Consider the following 20,196-nt stretch of genomic DNA (forward strand, 5'->3'; position numbering starts at 1 on the left):
ATCCCCGTCTCAACAAGCAGATGATCCGAACGGAATACTTAAAGGCGAGTATCCGAGCGAAAGTCGAGCACCCGTTTAGAATACTGAAATGCCAATTTGGTTTTCGCAAAGCCATCTACAGAGGTCTGCCTAAAAATGACAACAAACTTGCCGTGCTGTTTGCGCTTGGAAACTTGTTACGAGTGGATCAGATGATTCGTTCTGCACGGGGGTAATCCGCCTGAACGATGAGTTGGGGCGCTCAAAGCTCCGAAATAGCGAAAAAATCGCGATTAAAAGGCATGTTTGAAGTGTGGTTGGTGCACAGAACAAGTCAGAGCGAAATTATCTGACTTGTTCGTAGTATCCTTAACCATTCGATCTCATTTCTAGGGAGCTTACTTTGAGACAAAAATGCACCTGCTGAACGCTTGAAACTTTTCATCATGTGACTTTCAGCATCTAGATTGATTGCATAACGGTTAGCTCTCAATGCTGTAGCACGCGCTAGCCCACTTTGAAGCCTTGAGTCACCGTAATGTCTGGACTCTCCCCTAAACAACATGAATTGATCACTATTACTGATATCAACAGTGATCTCGTTAAACTGTTTCCAAAACTCTTCCCAAACCTTACTTGTCGCCACTGACTTTACTTTCCCTGCTTTTCAAATCTTTAGCTTCAGCAGAAGCGCGTTTATTCTCAGATGTCATGAGGTATAGCTCATCAAACATTTTTTGATCTGTAATGGCCCCCTCTACTATCTTATTAAGAACAAGAAACATTTTATCGATATTTTCCCCGATGTCTTCTTCTCTGATTTCACCTGGATGAACAGAATCATTCCCAAATAGGCGAAGAGTATCCATTAGTCTTATAAATTTAGGACTAAGAAGCTCTTTTTTAGCAAGTGAACGAATGTCTTGATCTATGTTTTTTCCAGGCTCACCTAAATGAACCATTAACTTCTGTAATGCTAGTCTGAGAAGAGCACATGCAGCACGCGGAGAAAATTGTGCAATAGTTCGTGCTTCTAAATAGTCACTTTTAACATCATCAGGCATATCTGAAGATGGAGCGGGACCAAAGTTAGTTATCGGGTATACCATTTCTCCATTCTCTGGAACCTTGAACCCACTCCCTAACTCTTCAGTCCAACTACTAAAATCCCCTAGCCAAACACTTGCTGCGCTACAATGCTGACACCTTGCTATCATAAACTCTGATTGCCTTAACTTAAGCTGAGGAATACCGGTTTTCAAAAGGCTTTTATCCATTTGAGAAAAAGCTGAGCAATGAGGGCATGTAAAGGCATTAGCTTTAAGTCAGGTGTCACCACTTTCATATATCATAACTCCATGTGTCTTTAGAGCTAGTTTACCCCCGTTAGAACGCCGTTAGAAATGCTTTTCCTGTGAAATACGACTCATTGCTTATGTGTGCCCCTGTGGAGCCCTAGAGCGCTTCTGAGAGAAAGTCTTTCAGGATATCCAAAATCTCTTCTTCATCCTCTGAACCTAGGCCAATAAATGGCCGTGGTTTGATGTCTTTATTTGGGATCATGCTGTTTGGGCTGGTGGTGCCGCCGAATTGTTGGATGGCGGCGTAGATGACGTTGGTGCCAATGTAGGCGCTGTCACTGTCAGAGTCGGTTTCGATACCAGCGGCGAGTCGGCCAGAACGCTGTAGGATCTGCCCTGGCCAGTAGCCTTTCTCGGTTCGTTGGGATTGAGTGAAGGCTGAGAGGTTTGGCCATGGATCATGGTCTGGGCTGGATTCTTCGTCAAAGGCACGCTCAGTGGCATCGGCTAGAACGCCTTCGATGTCCTTCATTACCGGTGCTAGGTTGTCACTACGGGCCAGCAGCTGGTTAAAGGCCTCTAGGATCTCGTCGGTGTTGTGGCGTATCTGAATAGAATTATAGGTAGTCATGTTTTATACTCTTGGCTATACGCCGTGTACGCATAACGGTAATGCGAGTCGGGCGGTACACACTGCCCCACTTGATGCAGGTTCGACTCCTGTCACGGCGTATTTAACTTACCTTGAAGCACTTCAAACTCTTCCTTTCTCAGCGCCCTTCCCTCTACACTGAACGTATTAATCACCGCATCTAACGACTGAGTTTGCTTCTTCAAACCATGGGCTAACCGCATCACGATTTTCACCTTACGATCCCCCTTATCAGGGAAAACAAACAGCACATCGTTACTCTGCCTTTCGATCAGCACCGCTTCTGGGTTCTCCAGCATGGCTGGGATCTGCATCAGTTGCTCATGATCAAGCGCTGTGCCCAGTCGTCGGTGTTTATCGCTGTCGGCATGTACGAGCTGCTTTTCGTTGATCACCATCAGGCGCACAGGCTCAATCGCTAATCTGGCCTTTAGCAACTGGGCTAATGACTCAGGCATAAAACCAACCGTCTGCACGCTGTGGGCTGGACGGCGTTTCTCTAAGACATCTTTGGCCCAGATTGAAAACTGTCTCTGACGCTCTGGGGCGTTGTTTAACGTCTGGATCAATTGACTGCGTAGCTCGGTACTTTTAATGGCTCCTATCTTTTTAGCGATAGCCTGATCAGAACCAAAAGCCGCTTCACCTGGATTGTAAGCCCACCCTAGATCGGGCGACATAGAACCGCCATCGGGTAGATTTACACGCATATGCTCGACGGTTTTGATTTCGCCTGTGGCTTGGCTTTCAATCTCGCGGGTGAAGGTTTCGATGTAGCCCTCGCCCAGCTCGACGGTAATGCCCATGCGCTCGACTTGTTTCTCTGACAAAGCCCGCACACGGCAACGACAGCCCCAGCCATTGGGCGGGTAAAGATAACGCCAGATAGGATCATCAAAGCGGAATACCTTGCCATTGAGTGCGCGGTGATCGGGGCGCGTGTTGCCATCTAGCACCGCAACGTACATCCAGTATGGTCGGCGTTTGGCTCCCGCCAACTGGCGACGATAACGCCCTGCCATATAGGCGGTCTGAGTATTGACCCGAAAGATAGTGTTTAGGCGATAGGCACTGCCTAGCTGGACCTCGCGGCCATCCTCAAGTTGTGTCTTACCCCACCAGCCCTTTTGCTGTAACAGGGGCGTTAGGTTCTCGGCAAATTGGCGCGATGTTTGGCCCGTTGCTAATGCTTTGTCTAACTCGGTACGGATAGTTTCTAACACATCCATTGAGCTGGCTTTGGCGACGGTGAAAGCGCGCGCATGAGCCCCTTGCCAGATGTCGTGCCATTCGTCGCTGACCTCGTAGCCCTTAGAACGAAAGTACGCCACAGCATCCTTTGGCTCCATAGCAAAGGCGGCGTTTAAATCCAGATCAGCCATTTGTCATGCCCCATAGCTCGGCCACAAAGAAGACTTTGGCGAGACGATCCGCCAAGGCATCTGAATCCATCTCTGGCCATAGGCTTTGCAGTTTGCCCTCTAGACCATCGGGATCGGATGCAGCCAGCTCCAGTAGTGGGCCCACGGTATCGGCTAAGGACTCGGACAAGTTACCCTGCGTTAGTTGCTCTAGTGCTTGGTCTAGGCCGTCTTGGTCGCTGTGGGCTGAGCCTGCTTTTAACGCCGCCAACGCGGTTTGCTCTGGCTGGTTTTGTGTTTGCTCTTTGGGTGGCACCGGTTGCTGGCCTAGAACGGCTTCACCATTTTGCGGCTCTGGGATTTGCAGCTTTTCTGTGACCCATGACACGGGGATCTGCATACCTAAGCCAACTAGCGCTGGAAGGTGTTGGGCATAGTGAGCAATGTCCTCTGGCTCGGATAGATCGAACTCAAAGCGCGGCATACGGTGTGGGCCAGCAAAGCTACGACCATTTAACGCATAGAGCGGATAGATTAAGTCACGGGTAATGGTGGCGGCGATTTGTTTGGCATCGCTCTCTAATAACTCTTGGCGGACTTCGTTATGGACATTGCCCAATGCGTTGGTGCTGGATTTGCCATCCGCTTGACTGGTCAGCGTGCCGCCTAGGATGGCTTTGGACTGGGTGCGTTCACACCATGCAATCATCGCCTCAAATGGCGTAGCTGCGCCTTTGGCGGCTTCTTGGAATTCGATCTCCATGCCGCGCGGGATGATGCCGCCCGCGTTGTGGCCAATGGACATGACGGCACGCAGTAGCGTGGCCTTTTCCTTTTCACTGGCTCCGGTTGGGTATTTGCCCAGACGCAGTGGTAAACCGTAAATCTCTAGGAACTCGGCTAGATCGCGCACTGAATAATTCTTAAATAGGAAAGGCCATGCCAAGACTCGCGCCAAGGCAGTGCGGCCGACATAGCCGGACTTGGCCGCATGCTTATGAATGATCCAACCAAAGGGCTGAAGCGCTGCGCCCTCATGGGTGGCGTCTCTTAAACGCAGTTCGTTACGTTCGGTTGGGTGGGTTTGAAACCAAGCCGGATCACGCCAGTGGCATTGGGGGATGCGCATGCGTTCGATGGTTTGCCATTCGAGTTCTTGGGCGGCGTAGCCTTTTAAAATGCCGTCTGACAAATTAAAGATCAGGCTCTCAAGATCTGTCCGATCCTCCATTAGCTCGGTAAGCATGGCCACATCGGCTAGCTCAGCTTTGCTGGCATTGCGGGGTGGCTCAATCTGCCAGTCTAAGCCCAGCAAGGCACGTCGACGCTTTTGTAACTCGCTAAAGACATGGCCGTCTTTCTCTTCGATGTCTTCGGCCAGTTCGCATTGGCTGATCAGATTGCCCCGCTCGGCCTCGACCATAATACTGGCCAGTTTTGATGGTGTGAGGCCTCGGCTTGGGTGCTCGGAAAAATGCTGATAGAGCCCTGCAATCTGGGCTCTATCATCGGTGGTTTGCATGTCTTTGGGTTCGGACGTGAGGGGTTGCCCGTAGATGTCTATTAATCCAGTCATTACCAGGCTCCTTTAAAATCGTCTTGGTAGTCGTCGCTTTCGGGGTTGTCTCCCCAACGGTCATTGGCGGGTAGTGCTTGGTATTCGATGGGAGCGCCCTCCATATAGGTGGCCCGCACGGCCATACATAGACCGACGGCACTGTCCCCATGGCGTTGTTTGCCATCGGCTCCTTTGCCAGAGCCTTTTTCGATCTGAGGCACGCCCTTATTCATTTGAATTTTGCGCAGGTCATCGAGTACGTCTTGAGATTTGGGGATCTCGATATCACCGTCTTCAAACTTGGCCTTGAACTTGGGCATCCAGTCGCGATACCAGCCAATGTTTAGATGTACTTGATCCACCATATCCTCGCCGTATTTGAGGGCAGCAGCTTCCGCTAAGTAACCACCATTACCCGTGCCATCAAAGGCGGCACCGACCCAACGAGGTAAGCGATCCAAGATATAGATCATGATCTGCTTTTGCTGGTCATAAGTTAGGTTGCGCAGCTCCACCATGAAGGGCACCCGCAAGCGGGTATTCGGCAGGATCGAGATAGGCACGAATACCGATAAGTCCCCTGAGCGGGCAAAGTCTTCCCCAAAGGCGTGTTGGTTAGCATCGGTCAGTTGGTCTAGCTGTGGTTGTAATTGCTCATAGCAGAAGGCTTTGATCTCGGCTTCGCGCTGGGCTTGGCTCCATTTGGTGAAGTCTTGCGGTGCTTCGTAGGTCAGCACAGGGATGCCTTTGCGCTGGGCGCGTTCGATTAGACCACGGGGAATGTAAGCCCCACCGCCCTGCTTGGGGACGCAGTAATATTCCTCAAGGGCGTCTTCCTCGGTGGCAGTGTCTTTTAGAAGGCCTGCTTTCCATTCGTCTTCGTCTGCTTGGCTCCACTGTTTGCGGGTCATTTGGCAGATGCGCTGATAGAGGCCTTCTTTACAGGCGTCATCTAGGGTAATGGTGTGAACGCTGTAGCGCTTGCGCCCTGCTCGGCTGTCAATGATCAGCTGATTAAATAGGTTGTCGACACCGTTATGGGTACTAATCAGACGCACACGAGCACCCCACATGGTGAGGGCCAATGCGGCTTTTAATACTTCGGCTAGGCGTTCATGAAAGCCTGCCTCGTCAATGGTGACGTTACCCTGCATACCTCGCAGGTTAGACGGGTTGGAGCTGAGCGCTTGGACTTTAAAGCCGGATGCGAAGTACACGACAAAGGTTAAGATGTCTTTGTCATCGTCTACTAGGACTTCTTCTTGGATGTCCCCTGCGGCACGATCAAAGGCCTTGGCCCACATGGCCACGGCTTCGATAAACTCGCGGGCCATTTCTTTGTTAGAGCCCACATAGAAATGGTTACAACCACCGTCTGACTTGCTGGTGCTGGCACATAAGGTAGCGTCGGCGGCTTCGGCCCAGGTGATGCCTGTACGGCGGGACTTTTCTGCGATCTTTAGGGGGGACTCATCTGCGATCCAACGCTTTTGATAGCCTAATAACACCTCGCTCGAATCAAACTGGGCGAGGTCTTTTAGATTGTCTGCGGCAACGGCACCCAATGGGCGTTCGGCAATAACAGACATTAGGCAATCCCCAAGATCTGTTGTTTGATCAGCGCCACACTGTCGGCGGTTAAGCCCTGAGACTTGGCTGCGGTGTCGACGGCTTGAGCGGCTTCCTCTGCCATTTGGCGGCGGATCTCGCGCTCACGTTTTTCGTTGACGCTGGCGGCCTCTTCCAAATGCTTGATCGACAGGGATAGCTCTTTGAGTAGTTTGGGTGGGACTGGCTCGTCCCCTTCGGACATGGACAAGGCGGTTTCAAAAGCCATGGTACGGGTGAACTCGTTAAGCAGTTTGCCCACTTGGCCCTGTGGCTGGTTGCCTAGCTTACCGATCCACATCTCGGCGATCTGGCGCGACTGGCGCATCTTTTCACCGATCTGATCCATGCGTTGGCTGTAACGATTAACCGCGCTTTTTGACACACGTAGGTCAGATTGCTCCTGTTCTAACAGGTCATTAACGCGCTTTGTGGCCTCTAGCTGGTTGACAGCTGGATCACGTAATAAGGCATGAAGCGCATCGCGAATCGGCTCTGGCAGTAGATCAATGGAAGACTGACGGGCCATGGTTAGCCTCGCAAAGGGCTGGCTGGCCCTGGTCGTTTCACACCTGGCACCACGGCACGGCCCTGGGCGACATCGAGACCACGCTGGGATAAGGTCACGACCAATACTGAGTTAAGCGACTCCACGGACACTAGGCCCTGCTCCTGTAACCAGTACAGCTCGGTATGCAAGGCATCGCGACTGATGGCGTGGGCGTAAATGTCCAAACCGCGTTGAATCAAGGATGAGTTAATGCGGTAGTCTGCGTCCTCCGCCAGTAAGCGCAGGATGACCAAGCGGCGGTCTTCTTGTTCGTATGTCTGAAAGGCCATTACTTGCTCTCCTTGTTATTTAGCAAATAGTCGTGAATGCGGTCCGTAGTGACGGTGATGCGCGTTAGGGTGCTTTCAAGTCCTGCGATCTCGGCGGTCAGCTTGGCGATGTCTTTGTGGGTGGCGGCTTCGTTTTCGAGCTTGACCACGCGCTTATCGACGCTTTGGTGACTGTCGGTCAGATCCTGTATGGCTTGGCTGTTTTTAGAGCGGCCTTTGTCGATAAAAACAAAGATCGACAGCGCCAGCATGACAATCCACTGGGCGAAATCGAGCCAGAATTTCCATTGGTCCCAGTTGGGTTCCATTACTTCGCCTCCGCTATTTGTTGGCATAGGATGCAGCGCGTGGCGATGGGCATCACGGCTAGTCGTTTGGGCGGGATCTCACTGTCGCAGTCCTCGCACAGGACAACCTCCCCTATGACGCGCTTGGCTTGCTGGCCTGTGGGTTGAGCAGCCTTTAACGCTATGTCTCTAAAGTGCTGTTCGAGCGCTTGGGCTCGGTCAAATTGATCCATGATTTAATCCAGTAATTTAGTGGGCTTGCTGCCCGTGACCGCACTGACCACAGGGTTGCGCATGCCGCGCTTTTCCATGCTGCGGCCAATGACCCATGAGGAGCAGATACCGCCCCAGGCCATCCAAAACTCAGCGGGCAAATCAGCTAATGGCTCGGCTGGAGCCTCGGCCAATAAGGCCACCAACGGGAACACCACATAGTTAAGGAAGATAAAGCCAAGGCCTGCATAGACGACGGTGGGACGGGCACGTTTGGTGTAGTTGTCGTCTTGGCTAAGTTCGGCCACGAGCATGCGCTCTTTGGTCTGTAACTCGGTGCGGATGGTTTGCTCGATTTCGCTGTCACGCTGCTGTAGTAGACGCTCTAGCTCAATGGCAAATTTGGCTTTGTCCTCTGGGGTTTGGATAAAGCGATCCGCCACCTCCCCCACGCTGTGAACAAAGGAACTGACGGAGCCTGTGAAGAGATCACTAAACCAGCTCATAGAAAGGAGCCCTCTAGAATGTTGTGATCTAGGGGACGAAACTTGCGCTTAACCCATGCGGGCACATTAAAGCCTGGACACAGCTTGCGCGGGTTGAGTTCGTTATGGCCATAGAGTTTTAGGACAGTGTCGAGGTGAGCTTCTAAACGCTGGATCAGCTTCAACAGCATTTCCCACTGACGCAGGGTGAATTTGTCGGTGCCGACCATGCAGATGCCGATACTTTTGGCATTGTAGCCTTGGGCGTGTGCGCCGACTTCTTCCAATGGACGGCCACGATGGAGCTGCCCGTCTAAGGTAATAACGTAGTGATAGCCAATGTGTTGAAGCTTGGCATAGCCTGGGCGAATGGACATGTCACGTTTAAAACCGCGCTCGGCATGCCATTGGTCGATTTGCTCGGCGGTGAAGTGTTGACCATTTGGGGTCGCGGCACAGTGAACGACCACGGAGTCGCGTTTGTTTCCCATAATGTGACTCCCATAAATTGAAGGTATGGGGTTAGCTTATGGGTTGGGCTGATTTGGGACTTGGTGGCTGTGTTCAGTAGGAGAAGACGAACGACTGGGGCTATAGTGTGCGGTTGGCTTAGGCAAATAGGCCATCGAACAGGTCTGGGGTAGGTTCTGTGGGTGGGATGGTTTTTAGGATCTTCCAGATGCGGCGATCCGTTAGCTTGTATTTAATGGCTAAGGCATACACCACACGGGTGGCCGTTTCGTTGTTGCGGATGCGTTGCTCGAATTCTTCGTTAATGGCTTTGTCACGGGCACGGCGCATGGCCAGATCACAGCGCGGCACATACAGAGGTGCGCCACCGTAGAAGTCAGCTAATTTTTTAGTGGTGTCCTCGCCCATTACTTCAGATAAAGCATCGAGTGCGGCCCGACCGACGCAGGTCGCCCCCATAGGCATAGGTAACGTGGTGCCACCAAAGTGCTGGATAAGACGTACCGTATCCGCCCATCCAATCACTTGGATAAGCTGCTGGGCGGATTCTGGTAGAAGTGTGTGCCAAGGTTCAAATGTGTTCATGGATTGAACGCTAGCACGGGGAAGCGTTAGAGCAAAATTCTAACGGATGGAATATTTTTTCCTGAAACTTCGGGCGCGGTCTAAGTACTCTTTTTCAACAGACCCCATTGCACTTAATCGACCACTGATTTTTCTAGGTAAAGATAGATCTGATGCGATTGGGTCATCCTTACAGGCTTCCCAAAGCTTAAGATCGTTTTCCAACAGTTTATGCTGCTTATGGTCAACTTTAAGCTGACCATCGATAATTGCTACTCCTGTAACAACTTTGGGCTGCTCTCTACTGTACAACCTTACTTTATCTGGATGCACAGTCATTCCATATCTAGAACAAATCTTTTTTACCGTCGACAAAAAAAGTTTATTGAGCTGTTCGCCTGAAAAAACGACATCGTCAACATACACAGACATCTTAATACTGTGCTTAGTTGCCAGCATTTCTAGTTCATCAAACATGTTAGAATTAGCCCAATAAGCCAATGGCATGCTCAGCTGGCTCCCCGTAGGAATATGGCTATCACATAGGCAAAGTTTGCATAGGGTATCCGCAATATCTGGAGAACACTTCAACTGTCCTCTAAAAAAGCTATATACCTTTTCATGACTAGTTGATTCAAAGAAGGACTTTATATCCACTGCAAGTAGCTTGTGCTTACCGATATGATCTTTCGCATTAGATAAATTAGACCTACCTTTCTTCCCAGAATGCAAATAATCTGGCGTGCCGATTCTGCATAGCAGACTGGCTAACCGACAATGTATAGGAGAAAAACTATTGGTGGGCTTTTGAATAGCTCTTGGCTTCTTACCAACTTTTACTTGTGTAAACTTTTCAAACTTAGGAGCTGAGCTCGATAAAACCTGTTTAAGCTGATGATGCTCTATATTTAGTAAGCTAGCTAAACGCTTTTTTGAATTAAGCTTGTAGAATGGTGAATCGTGTAGCTGATAACTTTTTCCATTTGTACGAATTTTAAGCTTGGATTTTTTCTTCATTATCACGCTTAACAGTCCATTCCATGACCTTCAGAATTTTGTCAGCAACTAAGCTTCTAAACTTTTCTGAAATTTTCCCTTTTTTTGATAAATTCTCAGAAAAAAACACTAAAGATGACAAAGGAACATCGAAGTATTGAGCGTACTTTTCTAGAAGATCTAAGCTAATGTTCTTCTTTCCTGATTCAATCTCAGACAAATAAGACTTTGAGATACCTAGTGCGCTCGCTAAGTCAGCTTGCTTAACTTCATTATATTGTCTAATAAGCTTCAAAGCTTTTGACATCATTTGATTTCTCCAGAGTTTTTGAAACAAGGGGGAACATCAGTTAACTTTCCGGATTTTCAAAGAAATCAATCAGTCGCCATACCCATTCAGCGATACGAACCACTGTCCAGATAAGCTTCCAAAATGGCTTCTTTTTCTTCTCTTTCTTTTCAACTTTTGTTTTTTGATTGTAGTTTGTTTTGTCTTGCATTTTTTAGCTCCAATGAATTCACATTACCCAAACAACGGAATTGCTGTTCTTCGAAGTGAATCTCGCCTTCAAAAGAGCTGAGAGTAATCAAAACAATGCCCCCGGTTTCACGCAAATCTGACTCGTCAAAATTTGCGAAATTTTTCAGCATGTATTGTCAGGCTATACAGTGAGTAAGCGTAACAGACACGTGAAGTAGGTAGGGTTTCCCCCACGGCTCATGTAAACAAGAACCAATTTATTGGCGAAGTCTCTCTTTTAAAACTACGAGAAATATAATAAACATAGACTTGCTGGCTGTCAAAGAAATTCGCTATTTGCGAACTAAATAATCTTCGTTCATGTGTTACAATTTGCATCCAAATGAATCTTCACAATAAGGATTGTTATGAAGTACGTTCTACCTTTAGTGCTATGCGCCACGATCACGTTCAACTGCTGGGCCACTGAGCCCGTTCTAGATACCAATACTCGCCAAAGCTTTATCAACTCAGGTCGAGTCCTGATGAACTCATTGCAAAGCAAGGAAGAGCAAGAGCTACTTAGCAAAGCTATGGTGTTCTATATGATGGGCGCTGGGAATGGCTGGACTACTAAGGCCACTGATAGTGATGCTTTTCGAGAAGAGCGCTTTCGAGAGTTGGAAGGGTTAAGTGCCCCTGAAGTGCTTGATAAATATCAGCATGATGTACATGTAACCGAAAGTCGTAATGTCACTGTCAGATAACTGTGACATTGTTGAATGCCTTAAATTGTATAAATGGAGATAACAATGGCAGAAAATTTACAAATCGGTGATACGGTTAAACTTAATTCTGGCGGCCCTATCATGACCATTACAGAAGAACCAAGCGGTACAAATAATATCTGTACGTGCTCTTGGTACGAGCCCCATACGGCAAAATTTGAAACTTGCTATTTCTCAGCTTCCACTTTGAAAAAGACGAAAGCTATTTAAACTTTATTACCAAAGCAGCTACCACTTTGCGTAGCTGCTCCCTCTCCAACCAGTCCACCTTCTCAACCTTAAACATCTGCTTGGCAATGCCATCGGCATAGGCCCAAGGCAGACTATTATCCGCCAGTAAGGCTTCGATCTTGCCCATTAGTGGCTCACGGCTCGCCGTTGGATTCGGGCGTTTACCCCACTTTGGTGTTTTTGTGGCTGCTTTGTTTTGCGGTTTCTTTGGCACAAAGCCAAGTTGCTTAAACCGTTCTAACAGCTCGCCCTGCTCTGCTTCGGTGAGATCCTTGGCACTGCGTTTGCCAAACATATCGCTAAGTAATAGACGGTAGGATTCGTCGTCCATGCCTAGGGCTTTTTTACCAATATGAATAGCGGCTAATCGGTTGGCCATGTAATCCAGACTCCTAGTAAGTTGTAGCCCGCTCCCTCGGCGTAGTCGTCGATTAGATCAAGAATCATGGGGGCGGTAATGGGTTCATTGAGGGTGATTTGACCGCCCTGCTCGTTGGCTCGCACCTTGAGCACTTGATGGTCATGCTGCTCTAATAACTTGATGACGCCCGCTAGGTGGGCCATGTAAGTGTGTAGTGTTTGATACATCGTTGCTGCTCATCAGTACCCAGCCACAACGCTGGGCAGACGCGGCCCTAAAGCCGCGTTTCGCTATCGATCTTTACGCCATCAGCTTCTAAGAGAGTTAGCCCTTCGATTCTGCTGTATTGCCGTTGGAGAGACTTGAAGGTAAGAAACATGGGCTCATACCAATGAAATTGATCTTCCAAATTAGGAATCAGCTTCTTAACCTGACGCTTCCCATAGGACTTAATCAGATCCTTCTGCTCTTTTGCCGTGTAGTAGGAACGACTACGAGCACGCCAAATCTGCTTAACAATCGGGTCATGATGCTTACTGTCTGGCCAGCCCATTCCCTGCTGAATGGCTCCGTCGATATAGACCAGTAAGCCAAGTTTATTCTCACTGATCATGCGCTTTTGTAAGGTGATTTCACGATCACCCAGCTTAAGCTTGGCGTGACCAAGTAACCCACTCAAAGCCCCTTCCAGTGTTGTCCAGTTCTCTTTTGTTAGGCTCATTGCTCACCTGCCTGTGTCGTCAATGTAGTGGAGACGCCGCGCACATAACTGGCAGCGATTTGCTGACCTTGGAACTGACATAACACCACAGCGGCTTTTGAGACCAATAACTGCAAGTACTCTTCGTACTCTGCGATGGTGAAGGTTTGTTTTAATGCGGCATCGACCGCTTGCTCTACACGTTCATCACTCATGGCTCACCTCACATGGATGCAATGTCTAGGCTGATGGGACGGTACCGATCGGTGTCGTCGATGCGCTCATATAAGCGCACATAGACGGCGGTGCCTGTGGATTGTAGGGCATCTTTTAACGCGGTCATGGCACGGTTCCACTCTTCGTCTTTGATCTCTAGGCGCATCAGCTCTAGGATTTTCCCCGTTTTGATTTCGCCTTTTGTGTTGGTACGAAAGGCTTGGGAGACAACCACACGAATGTTGTCGTTTGCGCCTTCGGTCCAGCGGGCCAAACAACTATCGATTAAGGCTTTGGCAGCCTCTAGCTCTTCGGTAAAGGTCAGTAGTTCACGAAAGTTACGCTGTACTTTGTAGCGGCCATCGTAGGAATACAGGGTGACGTTGCCTTTTTTACCGCCCATTTTGACACCGTGGCGATCTGCCGCGATTTGGATCAGATCGCTGATGTCGCTAAGTGCCGTTCGTTTGAACGCTTGCAGCTCTTTGTGCAATGCAATGGCCTGCGGCACCAATGCCGTGACAATCTGGTCACGCAATAGGTCTTGCTCTTTGATATTGGCCGTGGGCACTAGGTGGCCACTGGCGTTTTTCATGTAGCCGTCTGGTACTTGAGTTTGATTAGTGGACATAGCGGTTCTCCCATTCAATACGGCATTGGTTCATCATGGCGGAGTAGATGGCACTGCGTGTGCCGCTACGGTTGATGGATCGCACCATGACGCCTTTAAGTTTTTTGGTTTCAGCGGTCGGTTGTACGGTAATCACTGGGTGTACGGAACCTAGATGCAGTTCAGTAACGGTGATGCCCATCTTGACCAGCTGGTGTAGGGTCTTGCTGGCGTTGACGTAGCTGTCCAGCATGTGGGCGTTCTGTGAGTTGGGCTGGATGTGCCAACCTTGGTAACGTGGGCTGTTAATGCTCATGGTGCGCTCCTTTGCAGTTTGGGTTTAATGGGCAGTTTGCACAGGCTTTAAACTGGGCGATGGCTTGGGCATTGGTGCTCATAAACGGACGTAGGCGCGTTGTTTGGCACTTGCTGCTGTCGATCTCGCCCATGGTTGGGCACTGGACTTTGCCCAGTGCAGCCATGATCTTTGCCTCGATCTTTTCAGTAGACGGGCTTGGGTAGCGGTTAATCAGCAAGGTCGAAACTGTAGAACGGCTGATCTTAATGCGACGGGCTACGTCTGCACGGCTGGTCTCGGCCACGGCTTTGGCCAGTAGCTGAATGAACTGAGGCGGCTCGTCGCCCCATGCGCTGATGTCGATGTGGTTCATAGTGCCTCCTGCGGGTCTTCGGCATACATGACTTTGTTAAGGTTCGGGTCGTAGACGGTTTTCACACGTTGCACTTGTGGCGGACGTGGGCCGGTGTTCATGCCTGCTTTCAGACAAAAGCGCTCCATGCGGTTAGGCGTGCTCGGACGCGTGACCACTAGGTAGCCCGCCCGCTTTAGCGCAGTGATGTAGGACTTGATCGTCGAGATCGCCAGATCAATGCCTGCGGCGTTCACATGGCTGTATAGAATCCCTGCGTCCAACTCCCCCATCATGCGCAAGGTGCGCCAGACGGCCTCGATACCTCGGCCCGATTTGGTTGGGTTGCCATTGCGATCTAGGCGCGGTGCCTCTAGGCCACAGTCTTTGACCAAGCGAAATACTCGCTGGCGACGACGGCCCCCCTCTTCTAGTTGTTCTAGGTAGCCTCCTGCCAAAAGGCACTGAACGTAGGTGTAGTAGGTGTCTTCGTCGACGTTGGCGTATTTGATAATGAAGTCACCGACAAAGCGCTCTTTATTCTCTGAGCTACGAATCAGCTCCCAAATACGTTGGCGAGAGGATTTACCACCGATCATTTCTAGTTGAGCAGGTTTACGGCCTTGTTTTAGTTCTGCTACTGCCATGTTTACAGTCTCCGTTTTGGGGCTTGTCCGGTGTATAGGGCACGATCAGACCAAAGTTGCTTAGTCGCCATGGGCCAACCAAGTGACAGGGCGATTTCATGGACACGCTCTAGGTTGACGACCACACGACGCATGGAGCCGTTGGCCTTTTCAACAATGACATCTAGTAAGTCGTCGGCGACTTCGATGTCTTGGCAGTAGATGGGCGCGAGTTTGCGCGCGTCTTCAATACTGACTAGGCGGGCTGGCACCCAGTCGAGCACACGACCGTGGAAGCGTTCGTACTTTTTCAGTTTGTCCGGCAGACGTTCCTCGCCAATTAGTAGGATGGCGGCTTGGCTGGATTCGTAGATATCGCGCACTAATTCAACGGCGTTGCGATCAATGATGTGATCGAATTCGTCAATGATTAGGGGGCGATTTGAAAGCGCCAACTCTTGGGCCGCTTGGTCGAGCATTTCAGGGATGTTACGCCCTGGAGTAATGCCCATTTCACGGAGCACGGCCTGTAGGAAATACTTTTTGGTCCAAACGCTTTTGGCTTGCACGTAGTAAGCACGGCGACGGTTTGAGACATAAGTCGCGGCAACCGATTTACCCACGCCACTTGGTCCATATAGGCAGACCATGCCTGGCAGGGATTGGGTGCGTGTTTGGGCGCGTTCGATGGCCATGTCACATAGACCGAGGTTGGCGGTTTGGGCAATGCCCATTGGCATACTCATGATGGTGTCCTCCTAGGCTTGTGCCTTGAAATATTGGAATTCTTTGGATTTTGGGTAGTTGCGTAGCCAGCCCTGGTGCTGGAACGCGAGTTCTGGGTCGCGTTGGCAATCTTGGTAGAGCTGGTAACGCTGCTCAGCATCTAAGCTTTCGTAGATGGGCACGGCGCTGGTGTGCTCGACTTTGGGCTGTGTTGGCTGCGCACGAACGGTTAGGAACGGGTCGTAGTCCTGCTCGTGTTGTACTGGGGCGAAGGTCGGGCCGTTGGTATCGAAGCCATCAAGCACGAAGCTTTGGTGTTCGATCACGGGTGTGCCAGTGCGCTCGGCTTCGATTTCGTCGACGCGGACCATGGCACGTTTTAGGCGGCCTTCGGCACGTTTCTCACGGGCACGGTCCACCACGGATTGTGGGAAGTAGTCGGTTTCGTTGGCAGCAAAGTCTGCGCTGGCGATCATGCGACCAGTTTCGGGCTCAAAGGCCCAGACACGGTTCGGGTCGTGGATGTCGTAGGCGACATTGACGCTCAGGCCATGCCATTCCTCTAGGTCATTTGAGAAGTAGCGGTTGTTAAATAGGCGGATCTCGCCACGCAACACGGTACGCTCTACTTGCGGACGGAAGATGTGGGCAATGACTTCGTTGTCTAGCATGTCTGGCTCCCAGCCAGAGGCGATGAAGCGTTGCCACACTTCTTGCGGCGATTCATGACGGCTAACGCCGTTGTCTTTGATTTTGGGAAGCGATGAATGGGGACGTTTGTTGTACCACTCTACTCGCTCGTGTACCCATGCCATGAAGTCTGACCAGCTGAGGATCGGGACCACGCCGTCGTTGCGCTGGGCATTGCGAGTGTCTTTGAAGTTGGCTAGACGGGCTTGGCGGTCCATGTCTTTGCCGACGAAGTTCGGTAGCTTTTTAGCGCCGGCTACCCATAGGGTTTGGTGGACACGTTCGATGACGCCACGGGCCTTGGAGTTGTAAGGCAGTGAGTGGGTCATTTCTGTGCCAAGGCGTGCGAGGATGCCTTTGGTTTCGTCTTTTAGCATTTCGTTGACGTAGCCCGAGCCGTTGTCCACGTAGAGCAAGGCTGGGACGCCGCATTTGCAGGAGTCCATTAAAGCATCCAGTACCGCTAGGCCGGATTCGGCTAGGGTGACGGAGACGCCGACGACTTTTCGGGTGGCGATGTCGATAAAGGTGGTGATCTCTGGACGGAATGGTCGACCGTGCAGTGGGTGTGCGACTTCACCGTCAAAGGTGTGGCCGTCGGCGCTGTAGACGTCTGCGGGTAGCAGTTTGTCAAAGCTACGACGTTTGAAGCCTTTGATGTTGGCAATTTCGTTTTGCCCCATGCGGCCTTTTTCGCGTTCTACTTGGCCTAGTTTGTCCATGGCACGACGCACGGCGTAGATGCTGGGCGGTTGCTCTGGGCTGGCCCAGGCTTCTAGGAAGTCATCGTAGGCGCTGGCTAGGGATGGCTTTTCTGGGATGTTGTAGAACTTGCGAAATAGCCCTAACCATTTAGGTAGCGGTTCCTTTTGACGATAGCTTGGCACGAGTGCGCCTTGGCTGTTGGCGTCGCTGGCCCAGCGTTTGATGGTGCGTGGGCTTGGGTAGGCTTTGTCGCTGGTTTTGCCACGGCTGTCGACGGCGTCCCGTAGGGCTTTGTCTAGCACTGGGTTGCTGTCGGCGAGCGTGCCGAGTTTAGCTTGGGTTAGGATTAGGTTGATGGCCGCTTCTTTTGACACACCTGCGCTGGCCATGCCTTCGATGGCTTTTAGAACCATGCCGCGAGCACTGGCGGTGGTGCGTTGTTGCTCGCTGGTGTTGGGCTCTATTAAAGCGGTGGCTAGAGCACGGTTTTCTCTAACGGATACGGGCGCTAGGCTCATGCGTTTAATCAGCGTTAGGTTGTGCTGATCACGTAGGGCCGCGATGGTTTCTTTGGGAAAGTTGGTAATGTTGAATTCGTAAACCACCCCGCCCTTTACGCTGGACTGTTGTGATTCCCATTTATGTTGTTTGGCCAGACGTAGAATGCCGCTTTTGCTTTCAGGCAGACCTGGCAAGCTTAGGGCTTCTAGTTCTTTGGCTGTGTACCATTGTTTCATAGCTTTCTCTCAAATTTTGGGCGCAAAAATCCCGTGCGGTGTTTTTGCAACCACACTCTTGTTTATCTGGTTCGAGGTTTAAGAGGCTGTTAGCTGTCGTCGAACAGTGCGAGTTCTGGCGTCAGGGTTTTGCTGACGTTTTCTCTGTGCCAGGCAATGTCGGACATGATTTTTGTGAGCGATCCTATGGTTTCTTCTGCTTCACTTTTACCTTGGTAGAAGCGAATCAGGAGTCCCATGGCTTCGCTGAAGGTGCCTTGGAGTTCGTTGACGTCGGTACTGTCGGCTTTGCGCCCTGCTGGGATGGCTATGACTAGCTTGTGTCCAGAGGTGGCTAAGTACTGGGTCATGAATTCGATCCCGCAGGCGTGTTCAAATGGTCGGATTAGGATGGCTGGCATGCGTCCGTTTTCGAGCCATTTGTATAAAGTCCATTTGCTGGCTAGGCCCATGTTGTCGGCGATACGGTCCACGGACAGGTTGCGCTTAACGCGGGCATGCTCTAGGCATAGCTCCATTGCGTGTCGCAAGCTGTTTGGTTGTATCTTTTTCCAGCTACGTGGTGCCATTTGAAGTGCTCCTTTGAGTCCTGTTCCAAATCTTTCCGGTCCCTGCCCCTTTCTATTTCGTCAGTTTGAAATAGTATTACTAGGGTGAGGCGATCGATTAATGCATTGCTGTTTTGGATGCTTTAAAATCAATGGCTGTTTTTTGGTAACGAGATGGCCAGATTTGTTGCGGTTCCAGCTCTAGAAACGTTGCGATAATGCGCTCCACTTTGGGGTAAGGCATTTTGAATACGTTGTAGAGCGCCGCTGGGCTCTCGTAACCGTGGTGTCGACCTAGCTCGGCAAGTGTTGTGCCTTTTTTACGAATCGCGGCCATAACGTCTTGTCGGTGCCAATCGTGCGAGTGAGATGTTGTCTTGCTCATTTTTTTGCCCTTACTCTATCCAGTTTTATTAGTTAGTAAGTGTTACTAGGTTGGGTGAATAACCTTGTTAACTAATATGCGATAAAATAGTGCGAATATCAAGCACATTTGTGCGGTCACACTTAAGAATTTCGTCACAAAGTACGACTAAATTCTATTTTCATATATATTTCAATAACTTATATGGCGTACAAATGAGCGAAAATTATCAATCAGAAACGTCACACTTGGACGATTCTAGGTGTGACCAGTTTAAAGATCGCATAAATATGCTTTCTGAACGCTTGGGCGGCTCTTCTCAACTCGCACGTTTGTCCGGTGTGTCTGAGTCAGTTGTGCGCAAATGGAAGGCTGGATCATCTGAGCCCACCTTATCTCGCCTTAAAGCGATTGCTGAGGCGGGTGGCGTTTCTGTGCAGTGGTTGGCAACTGGTGAAGAAAGCCAATCTACTGCTGGCCTGAGAAGCTTTTCTGGTAGTTGTTTAGAGGCTGTTAATCAGAGCTTTAAGCAAGCTGGGCTGCATATTGATGCTCGCTGGCATGAGATGGTTGCCAATATTGCTGAGAAACGTGGGCTTGATAGCCAAGACTTAGACGATATAGCGTCCCTGGTGCAGTCTGAAGCTGAGATTTCGAGTGAGTTTGCACTGATCCCCGGCTATCGCGTAGAGGTCTCTGCGGGGCCTGGTAGCGCTATAAATGAAGAGAAACCTACTCGTTTCTTGGCTTTTCGCCATAAATGGCTGCGTTTCCGCCAGTTGAAGGCTGAGAATCTAGCTCTGGTGTTTGCTCGTGGGGACTCGATGGAGCCTACTATCCACGATAACAACACTTTGATGATTGATACGAGTAAGACTGAGCTGGTTGATGGCAGTATCTATGTAATCCGCACTGATAATCACCTGGTGGTGAAGCGTGTGCAGAAACTTATCAATAAGGGTGTCCTTTTGTTAAGCGATAACAAAGAGTACAAAGAGCAGGAGCTTCAACCAAGCGAAGCGCTTGATCTAGCGGTCATTGGCAAGGTTGTTTGGATCGGTAAAGACGTTTGATGTGTGGCGTCCGATTCTTTGAAATGGAATTGGACGCTGTAAACGTTAGAGATCTGATTCTATGTGCGTTAGAGCTTTTTAGCATTATGCCAAATGATGCGGTTAGAGCAGCAATTACGCGCTAAATAGGTAGGACGCACCTTTTCCCTCCCCCAAAACGCAAAAAAGCCAGAGTATGTGCTCTAGCCTTCTATTCATCTATGTTTCAGCGATTCTTTCCCGCTATATCCCACTTAAAATCATTTAATCCCGCTTTAGTGGGCTATGACATATCTTTCGGGACATCACAAAAGTCTTTTAAAATCAATTTATGCAGTTGGTTGCGGGAGCCGGATTTGAACCGACGACCTTCGGGTTATGAGCCCGACGAGCTACCAGGCTGCTCCATCCCGCGCC

Annotated in this window: 30 protein-coding genes, 1 tRNA gene and 1 other RNA gene; 4 read left to right on the top strand and 28 right to left on the bottom strand. The window is 50.2% G+C overall.

The window, feature by feature from the left end; translation table 11 throughout:
- Nucleotides 1-215 (top strand): transposase (locus ASC49_RS18190; RefSeq protein ID WP_342667551.1); only part of this gene is annotated, 215 nt, incomplete at its 5' end.
- Nucleotides 216-611: 396 nt separating this feature from the next.
- Here ASC49_RS18190 and ASC49_RS18200 read toward each other — a convergent pair.
- The 15 genes from ASC49_RS18200 to ASC49_RS19830 form a co-directional block, all read right to left on the bottom strand.
- Complete coding sequence (locus ASC49_RS18200) at nucleotides 612-1,241, bottom strand: DUF4145 domain-containing protein (protein WP_211262084.1); 630 nt, start codon at nucleotides 1,239-1,241, stop codon at nucleotides 612-614.
- A gap of 193 nt (nucleotides 1,242-1,434) precedes the next feature.
- A complete protein-coding gene (locus ASC49_RS18205) occupies nucleotides 1,435-1,911 on the bottom strand; it encodes a phage virion morphogenesis protein (RefSeq protein ID WP_055464667.1) in 477 nt (158 codons plus the stop codon).
- 92 nt (nucleotides 1,912-2,003) lie between these two features.
- Nucleotides 2,004-3,314: a phage head morphogenesis protein gene (locus ASC49_RS18210; protein WP_055464668.1), complete on the bottom strand. Its 1,311-nt coding sequence runs from the start codon at nucleotides 3,312-3,314 to the stop codon at nucleotides 2,004-2,006.
- On the bottom strand, nucleotides 3,307-4,869 hold the full coding sequence (locus ASC49_RS18215; RefSeq protein ID WP_055464669.1) for a DUF935 domain-containing protein: 1,563 nt from the start codon (nucleotides 4,867-4,869) through the stop codon (nucleotides 3,307-3,309). Before ASC49_RS18215 ends, ASC49_RS18210 begins: the two co-directional genes overlap by 8 nt.
- Nucleotides 4,869-6,440: a terminase family protein gene (locus ASC49_RS18220; RefSeq protein WP_055464670.1), complete on the bottom strand. Its 1,572-nt coding sequence runs from the start codon at nucleotides 6,438-6,440 to the stop codon at nucleotides 4,869-4,871. Before ASC49_RS18220 ends, ASC49_RS18215 begins: the two co-directional genes overlap by 1 nt.
- Complete coding sequence (locus ASC49_RS18225; RefSeq protein WP_055464671.1) at nucleotides 6,440-6,988, bottom strand: DUF3486 family protein; 549 nt, start codon at nucleotides 6,986-6,988, stop codon at nucleotides 6,440-6,442. Before ASC49_RS18225 ends, ASC49_RS18220 begins: the two co-directional genes overlap by 1 nt.
- A 2-nt stretch (nucleotides 6,989-6,990) precedes the next feature.
- Complete coding sequence (locus tag ASC49_RS18230) at nucleotides 6,991-7,299, bottom strand: VpaChn25_0724 family phage protein (protein WP_055464672.1); 309 nt, start codon at nucleotides 7,297-7,299, stop codon at nucleotides 6,991-6,993.
- Nucleotides 7,299-7,607, bottom strand: coding sequence for a hypothetical protein (locus ASC49_RS18235; RefSeq protein WP_055464673.1), 309 nt, complete (start codon nucleotides 7,605-7,607; stop codon nucleotides 7,299-7,301). Before ASC49_RS18235 ends, ASC49_RS18230 begins: the two co-directional genes overlap by 1 nt.
- Nucleotides 7,607-7,819: a TraR/DksA family transcriptional regulator gene (locus ASC49_RS20330; protein ID WP_211262085.1), complete on the bottom strand. Its 213-nt coding sequence runs from the start codon at nucleotides 7,817-7,819 to the stop codon at nucleotides 7,607-7,609. Before ASC49_RS20330 ends, ASC49_RS18235 begins: the two co-directional genes overlap by 1 nt.
- Before the next feature lie 3 nt (nucleotides 7,820-7,822).
- On the bottom strand, nucleotides 7,823-8,305 hold the full coding sequence (locus tag ASC49_RS18245) for a holin family protein (protein ID WP_055464675.1): 483 nt from the start codon (nucleotides 8,303-8,305) through the stop codon (nucleotides 7,823-7,825).
- A complete protein-coding gene (locus ASC49_RS18250) occupies nucleotides 8,302-8,775 on the bottom strand; it encodes an N-acetylmuramoyl-L-alanine amidase (RefSeq protein WP_055464676.1) in 474 nt (157 codons plus the stop codon). The genes ASC49_RS18245 and ASC49_RS18250 overlap by 4 nt, the downstream gene beginning before the upstream one ends.
- A 118-nt stretch (nucleotides 8,776-8,893) precedes the next feature.
- The gene (locus ASC49_RS18255; RefSeq protein ID WP_055464677.1) at nucleotides 8,894-9,340 is read right to left on the bottom strand and encodes a Mor transcription activator family protein; all 447 of its coding nucleotides are present in this window, start codon (nucleotides 9,338-9,340) and stop codon (nucleotides 8,894-8,896) included.
- 39 nt (nucleotides 9,341-9,379) lie between these two features.
- Nucleotides 9,380-10,336 carry a reverse transcriptase family protein gene (locus tag ASC49_RS18260; RefSeq protein ID WP_055464678.1) on the bottom strand — a complete coding sequence of 319 codons (957 nt, stop codon included), beginning with the start codon at nucleotides 10,334-10,336 and terminating at the stop codon, nucleotides 9,380-9,382.
- Entirely contained in the window at nucleotides 10,314-10,625 is a 312-nt protein-coding gene (locus tag ASC49_RS18265; protein WP_055464679.1) for a helix-turn-helix domain-containing protein, read from the bottom strand. Before ASC49_RS18265 ends, ASC49_RS18260 begins: the two co-directional genes overlap by 23 nt.
- A gap of 40 nt (nucleotides 10,626-10,665) precedes the next feature.
- Entirely contained in the window at nucleotides 10,666-10,815 is a 150-nt protein-coding gene (locus ASC49_RS19830; protein WP_156085543.1) for a hypothetical protein, read from the bottom strand.
- A gap of 388 nt (nucleotides 10,816-11,203) precedes the next feature.
- Between ASC49_RS19830 and ASC49_RS18270 the strand changes: the two genes are divergently transcribed.
- Together ASC49_RS18270 and ASC49_RS18275 are read left to right on the top strand one after the other, a co-directional pair.
- On the top strand, nucleotides 11,204-11,542 hold the full coding sequence (locus tag ASC49_RS18270) for a hypothetical protein (protein WP_055464680.1): 339 nt from the start codon (nucleotides 11,204-11,206) through the stop codon (nucleotides 11,540-11,542).
- Between the two features lie 45 nt (nucleotides 11,543-11,587).
- Complete coding sequence (locus ASC49_RS18275) at nucleotides 11,588-11,773, top strand: DUF2158 domain-containing protein (RefSeq protein WP_055464681.1); 186 nt, start codon at nucleotides 11,588-11,590, stop codon at nucleotides 11,771-11,773.
- Here ASC49_RS18275 and ASC49_RS18280 read toward each other — a convergent pair.
- The 12 genes from ASC49_RS18280 to ASC49_RS18335 all read right to left on the bottom strand — a co-directional run bounded on the left by ASC49_RS18280 (nucleotide 11,766) and on the right by ASC49_RS18335 (nucleotide 18,748).
- Nucleotides 11,766-12,173 carry a gp16 family protein gene (locus tag ASC49_RS18280; protein ID WP_055464682.1) on the bottom strand — a complete coding sequence of 136 codons (408 nt, stop codon included), beginning with the start codon at nucleotides 12,171-12,173 and terminating at the stop codon, nucleotides 11,766-11,768. The genes ASC49_RS18275 and ASC49_RS18280 overlap by 8 nt on opposite strands.
- Nucleotides 12,158-12,382 (bottom strand): hypothetical protein, encoded by a 225-nt coding sequence (locus ASC49_RS18285; protein ID WP_055464683.1) that lies wholly within the window; start codon nucleotides 12,380-12,382, stop codon nucleotides 12,158-12,160. Before ASC49_RS18285 ends, ASC49_RS18280 begins: the two co-directional genes overlap by 16 nt.
- Nucleotides 12,382-12,448, bottom strand: an RNA gene (locus ASC49_RS19680) — hammerhead ribozyme type II. Before ASC49_RS19680 ends, ASC49_RS18285 begins: the two co-directional genes overlap by 1 nt.
- A gap of 424 nt (nucleotides 12,449-12,872) precedes the next feature.
- Nucleotides 12,873-13,070 carry a hypothetical protein gene (locus ASC49_RS18295; RefSeq protein ID WP_055464685.1) on the bottom strand — a complete coding sequence of 66 codons (198 nt, stop codon included), beginning with the start codon at nucleotides 13,068-13,070 and terminating at the stop codon, nucleotides 12,873-12,875.
- 8 nt (nucleotides 13,071-13,078) lie between these two features.
- Entirely contained in the window at nucleotides 13,079-13,702 is a 624-nt protein-coding gene (locus ASC49_RS18300) for a DUF3164 family protein (protein ID WP_055464686.1), read from the bottom strand.
- Complete coding sequence (locus tag ASC49_RS18305) at nucleotides 13,692-13,997, bottom strand: hypothetical protein (RefSeq protein ID WP_055464687.1); 306 nt, start codon at nucleotides 13,995-13,997, stop codon at nucleotides 13,692-13,694. The genes ASC49_RS18300 and ASC49_RS18305 overlap by 11 nt, the downstream gene beginning before the upstream one ends.
- Nucleotides 13,987-14,352, bottom strand: a complete 366-nt coding sequence (locus ASC49_RS18310) for a helix-turn-helix domain-containing protein (RefSeq protein WP_055464688.1) — start codon at nucleotides 14,350-14,352, stop codon at nucleotides 13,987-13,989. Before ASC49_RS18310 ends, ASC49_RS18305 begins: the two co-directional genes overlap by 11 nt.
- Entirely contained in the window at nucleotides 14,349-14,978 is a 630-nt protein-coding gene (locus tag ASC49_RS18315) for a hypothetical protein (protein WP_072242183.1), read from the bottom strand. Before ASC49_RS18315 ends, ASC49_RS18310 begins: the two co-directional genes overlap by 4 nt.
- Nucleotides 14,979-14,980: 2 nt before the next feature.
- Nucleotides 14,981-15,703: an AAA family ATPase gene (locus tag ASC49_RS18320; protein ID WP_055464689.1), complete on the bottom strand. Its 723-nt coding sequence runs from the start codon at nucleotides 15,701-15,703 to the stop codon at nucleotides 14,981-14,983.
- Between the two features lie 12 nt (nucleotides 15,704-15,715).
- Nucleotides 15,716-17,815, bottom strand: coding sequence for a Mu transposase C-terminal domain-containing protein (locus ASC49_RS18325; RefSeq protein ID WP_055464690.1), 2,100 nt, complete (start codon nucleotides 17,813-17,815; stop codon nucleotides 15,716-15,718).
- A gap of 89 nt (nucleotides 17,816-17,904) precedes the next feature.
- Entirely contained in the window at nucleotides 17,905-18,345 is a 441-nt protein-coding gene (locus ASC49_RS18330; RefSeq protein ID WP_211262086.1) for a hypothetical protein, read from the bottom strand.
- A gap of 136 nt (nucleotides 18,346-18,481) precedes the next feature.
- On the bottom strand, nucleotides 18,482-18,748 hold the full coding sequence (locus ASC49_RS18335; protein ID WP_055464692.1) for a helix-turn-helix domain-containing protein: 267 nt from the start codon (nucleotides 18,746-18,748) through the stop codon (nucleotides 18,482-18,484).
- Nucleotides 18,749-18,942: 194 nt separating this feature from the next.
- Between ASC49_RS18335 and ASC49_RS18340 the strand changes: the two genes are divergently transcribed.
- Nucleotides 18,943-19,800, top strand: a complete 858-nt coding sequence (locus ASC49_RS18340; RefSeq protein ID WP_055464693.1) for an XRE family transcriptional regulator — start codon at nucleotides 18,943-18,945, stop codon at nucleotides 19,798-19,800.
- A 317-nt stretch (nucleotides 19,801-20,117) separates the two neighbouring features.
- Here the strand turns inward: ASC49_RS18340 and ASC49_RS19975 are convergent.
- A tRNA-Met gene (locus tag ASC49_RS19975) sits at nucleotides 20,118-20,194 on the bottom strand.
- Nucleotides 20,195-20,196 lie beyond the last annotated feature (2 nt).

The sequence above is a fragment of the Marinomonas fungiae genome (genome assembly GCF_001418205.1).
In the GTDB taxonomy this organism is placed as follows: domain Bacteria; phylum Pseudomonadota; class Gammaproteobacteria; order Pseudomonadales; family Marinomonadaceae; genus Marinomonas; species Marinomonas fungiae.

What these genes read in the sequence shown, in the direction of transcription:
- ASC49_RS18280 (WP_055464682.1), bottom strand. Translation starts at nt 12,173, where the DNA reads ATGGCCAACCGATTAGCCGCTATTCATATTGGTAAAAAAGCCCTAGGC.
- ASC49_RS19830 (WP_156085543.1), bottom strand. Translation starts at nt 10,815, where the DNA reads ATGCAAGACAAAACAAACTACAATCAAAAAACAAAAGTTGAAAAGAAA.
- ASC49_RS18260 (WP_055464678.1), bottom strand. Translation starts at nt 10,336, where the DNA reads ATGAAGAAAAAATCCAAGCTTAAAATTCGTACAAATGGAAAAAGTTAT.
- ASC49_RS18325 (WP_055464690.1), bottom strand. Translation starts at nt 17,815, where the DNA reads ATGAAACAATGGTACACAGCCAAAGAACTAGAAGCCCTAAGCTTGCCA.
- ASC49_RS18245 (WP_055464675.1), bottom strand. Translation starts at nt 8,305, where the DNA reads ATGAGCTGGTTTAGTGATCTCTTCACAGGCTCCGTCAGTTCCTTTGTT.
- ASC49_RS18205 (WP_055464667.1), bottom strand. Translation starts at nt 1,911, where the DNA reads ATGACTACCTATAATTCTATTCAGATACGCCACAACACCGACGAGATC.
- ASC49_RS18225 (WP_055464671.1), bottom strand. Translation starts at nt 6,988, where the DNA reads ATGGCCCGTCAGTCTTCCATTGATCTACTGCCAGAGCCGATTCGCGAT.
- ASC49_RS18335 (WP_055464692.1), bottom strand. Translation starts at nt 18,748, where the DNA reads ATGAGCAAGACAACATCTCACTCGCACGATTGGCACCGACAAGACGTT.
- ASC49_RS18315 (WP_072242183.1), bottom strand. Translation starts at nt 14,978, where the DNA reads ATGGCAGTAGCAGAACTAAAACAAGGCCGTAAACCTGCTCAACTAGAA.
- ASC49_RS20330 (WP_211262085.1), bottom strand. Translation starts at nt 7,819, where the DNA reads ATGGATCAATTTGACCGAGCCCAAGCGCTCGAACAGCACTTTAGAGAC.
- ASC49_RS18305 (WP_055464687.1), bottom strand. Translation starts at nt 13,997, where the DNA reads ATGAGCATTAACAGCCCACGTTACCAAGGTTGGCACATCCAGCCCAAC.
- ASC49_RS18210 (WP_055464668.1), bottom strand. Translation starts at nt 3,314, where the DNA reads ATGGCTGATCTGGATTTAAACGCCGCCTTTGCTATGGAGCCAAAGGAT.
- ASC49_RS18285 (WP_055464683.1), bottom strand. Translation starts at nt 12,382, where the DNA reads ATGTATCAAACACTACACACTTACATGGCCCACCTAGCGGGCGTCATC.
- ASC49_RS18230 (WP_055464672.1), bottom strand. Translation starts at nt 7,299, where the DNA reads ATGGCCTTTCAGACATACGAACAAGAAGACCGCCGCTTGGTCATCCTG.
- ASC49_RS18255 (WP_055464677.1), bottom strand. Translation starts at nt 9,340, where the DNA reads ATGAACACATTTGAACCTTGGCACACACTTCTACCAGAATCCGCCCAG.
- ASC49_RS18320 (WP_055464689.1), bottom strand. Translation starts at nt 15,703, where the DNA reads ATGAGTATGCCAATGGGCATTGCCCAAACCGCCAACCTCGGTCTATGT.
- ASC49_RS18215 (WP_055464669.1), bottom strand. Translation starts at nt 4,869, where the DNA reads ATGACTGGATTAATAGACATCTACGGGCAACCCCTCACGTCCGAACCC.
- ASC49_RS18265 (WP_055464679.1), bottom strand. Translation starts at nt 10,625, where the DNA reads ATGATGTCAAAAGCTTTGAAGCTTATTAGACAATATAATGAAGTTAAG.
- ASC49_RS18275 (WP_055464681.1), top strand. Translation starts at nt 11,588, where the DNA reads ATGGCAGAAAATTTACAAATCGGTGATACGGTTAAACTTAATTCTGGC.
- ASC49_RS18310 (WP_055464688.1), bottom strand. Translation starts at nt 14,352, where the DNA reads ATGAACCACATCGACATCAGCGCATGGGGCGACGAGCCGCCTCAGTTC.
- ASC49_RS18270 (WP_055464680.1), top strand. Translation starts at nt 11,204, where the DNA reads ATGAAGTACGTTCTACCTTTAGTGCTATGCGCCACGATCACGTTCAAC.
- ASC49_RS18295 (WP_055464685.1), bottom strand. Translation starts at nt 13,070, where the DNA reads ATGAGTGATGAACGTGTAGAGCAAGCGGTCGATGCCGCATTAAAACAA.
- ASC49_RS18300 (WP_055464686.1), bottom strand. Translation starts at nt 13,702, where the DNA reads ATGTCCACTAATCAAACTCAAGTACCAGACGGCTACATGAAAAACGCC.
- ASC49_RS18220 (WP_055464670.1), bottom strand. Translation starts at nt 6,440, where the DNA reads ATGTCTGTTATTGCCGAACGCCCATTGGGTGCCGTTGCCGCAGACAAT.
- ASC49_RS18235 (WP_055464673.1), bottom strand. Translation starts at nt 7,607, where the DNA reads ATGGAACCCAACTGGGACCAATGGAAATTCTGGCTCGATTTCGCCCAG.
- ASC49_RS18340 (WP_055464693.1), top strand. Translation starts at nt 18,943, where the DNA reads ATGAGCGAAAATTATCAATCAGAAACGTCACACTTGGACGATTCTAGG.
- ASC49_RS18250 (WP_055464676.1), bottom strand. Translation starts at nt 8,775, where the DNA reads ATGGGAAACAAACGCGACTCCGTGGTCGTTCACTGTGCCGCGACCCCA.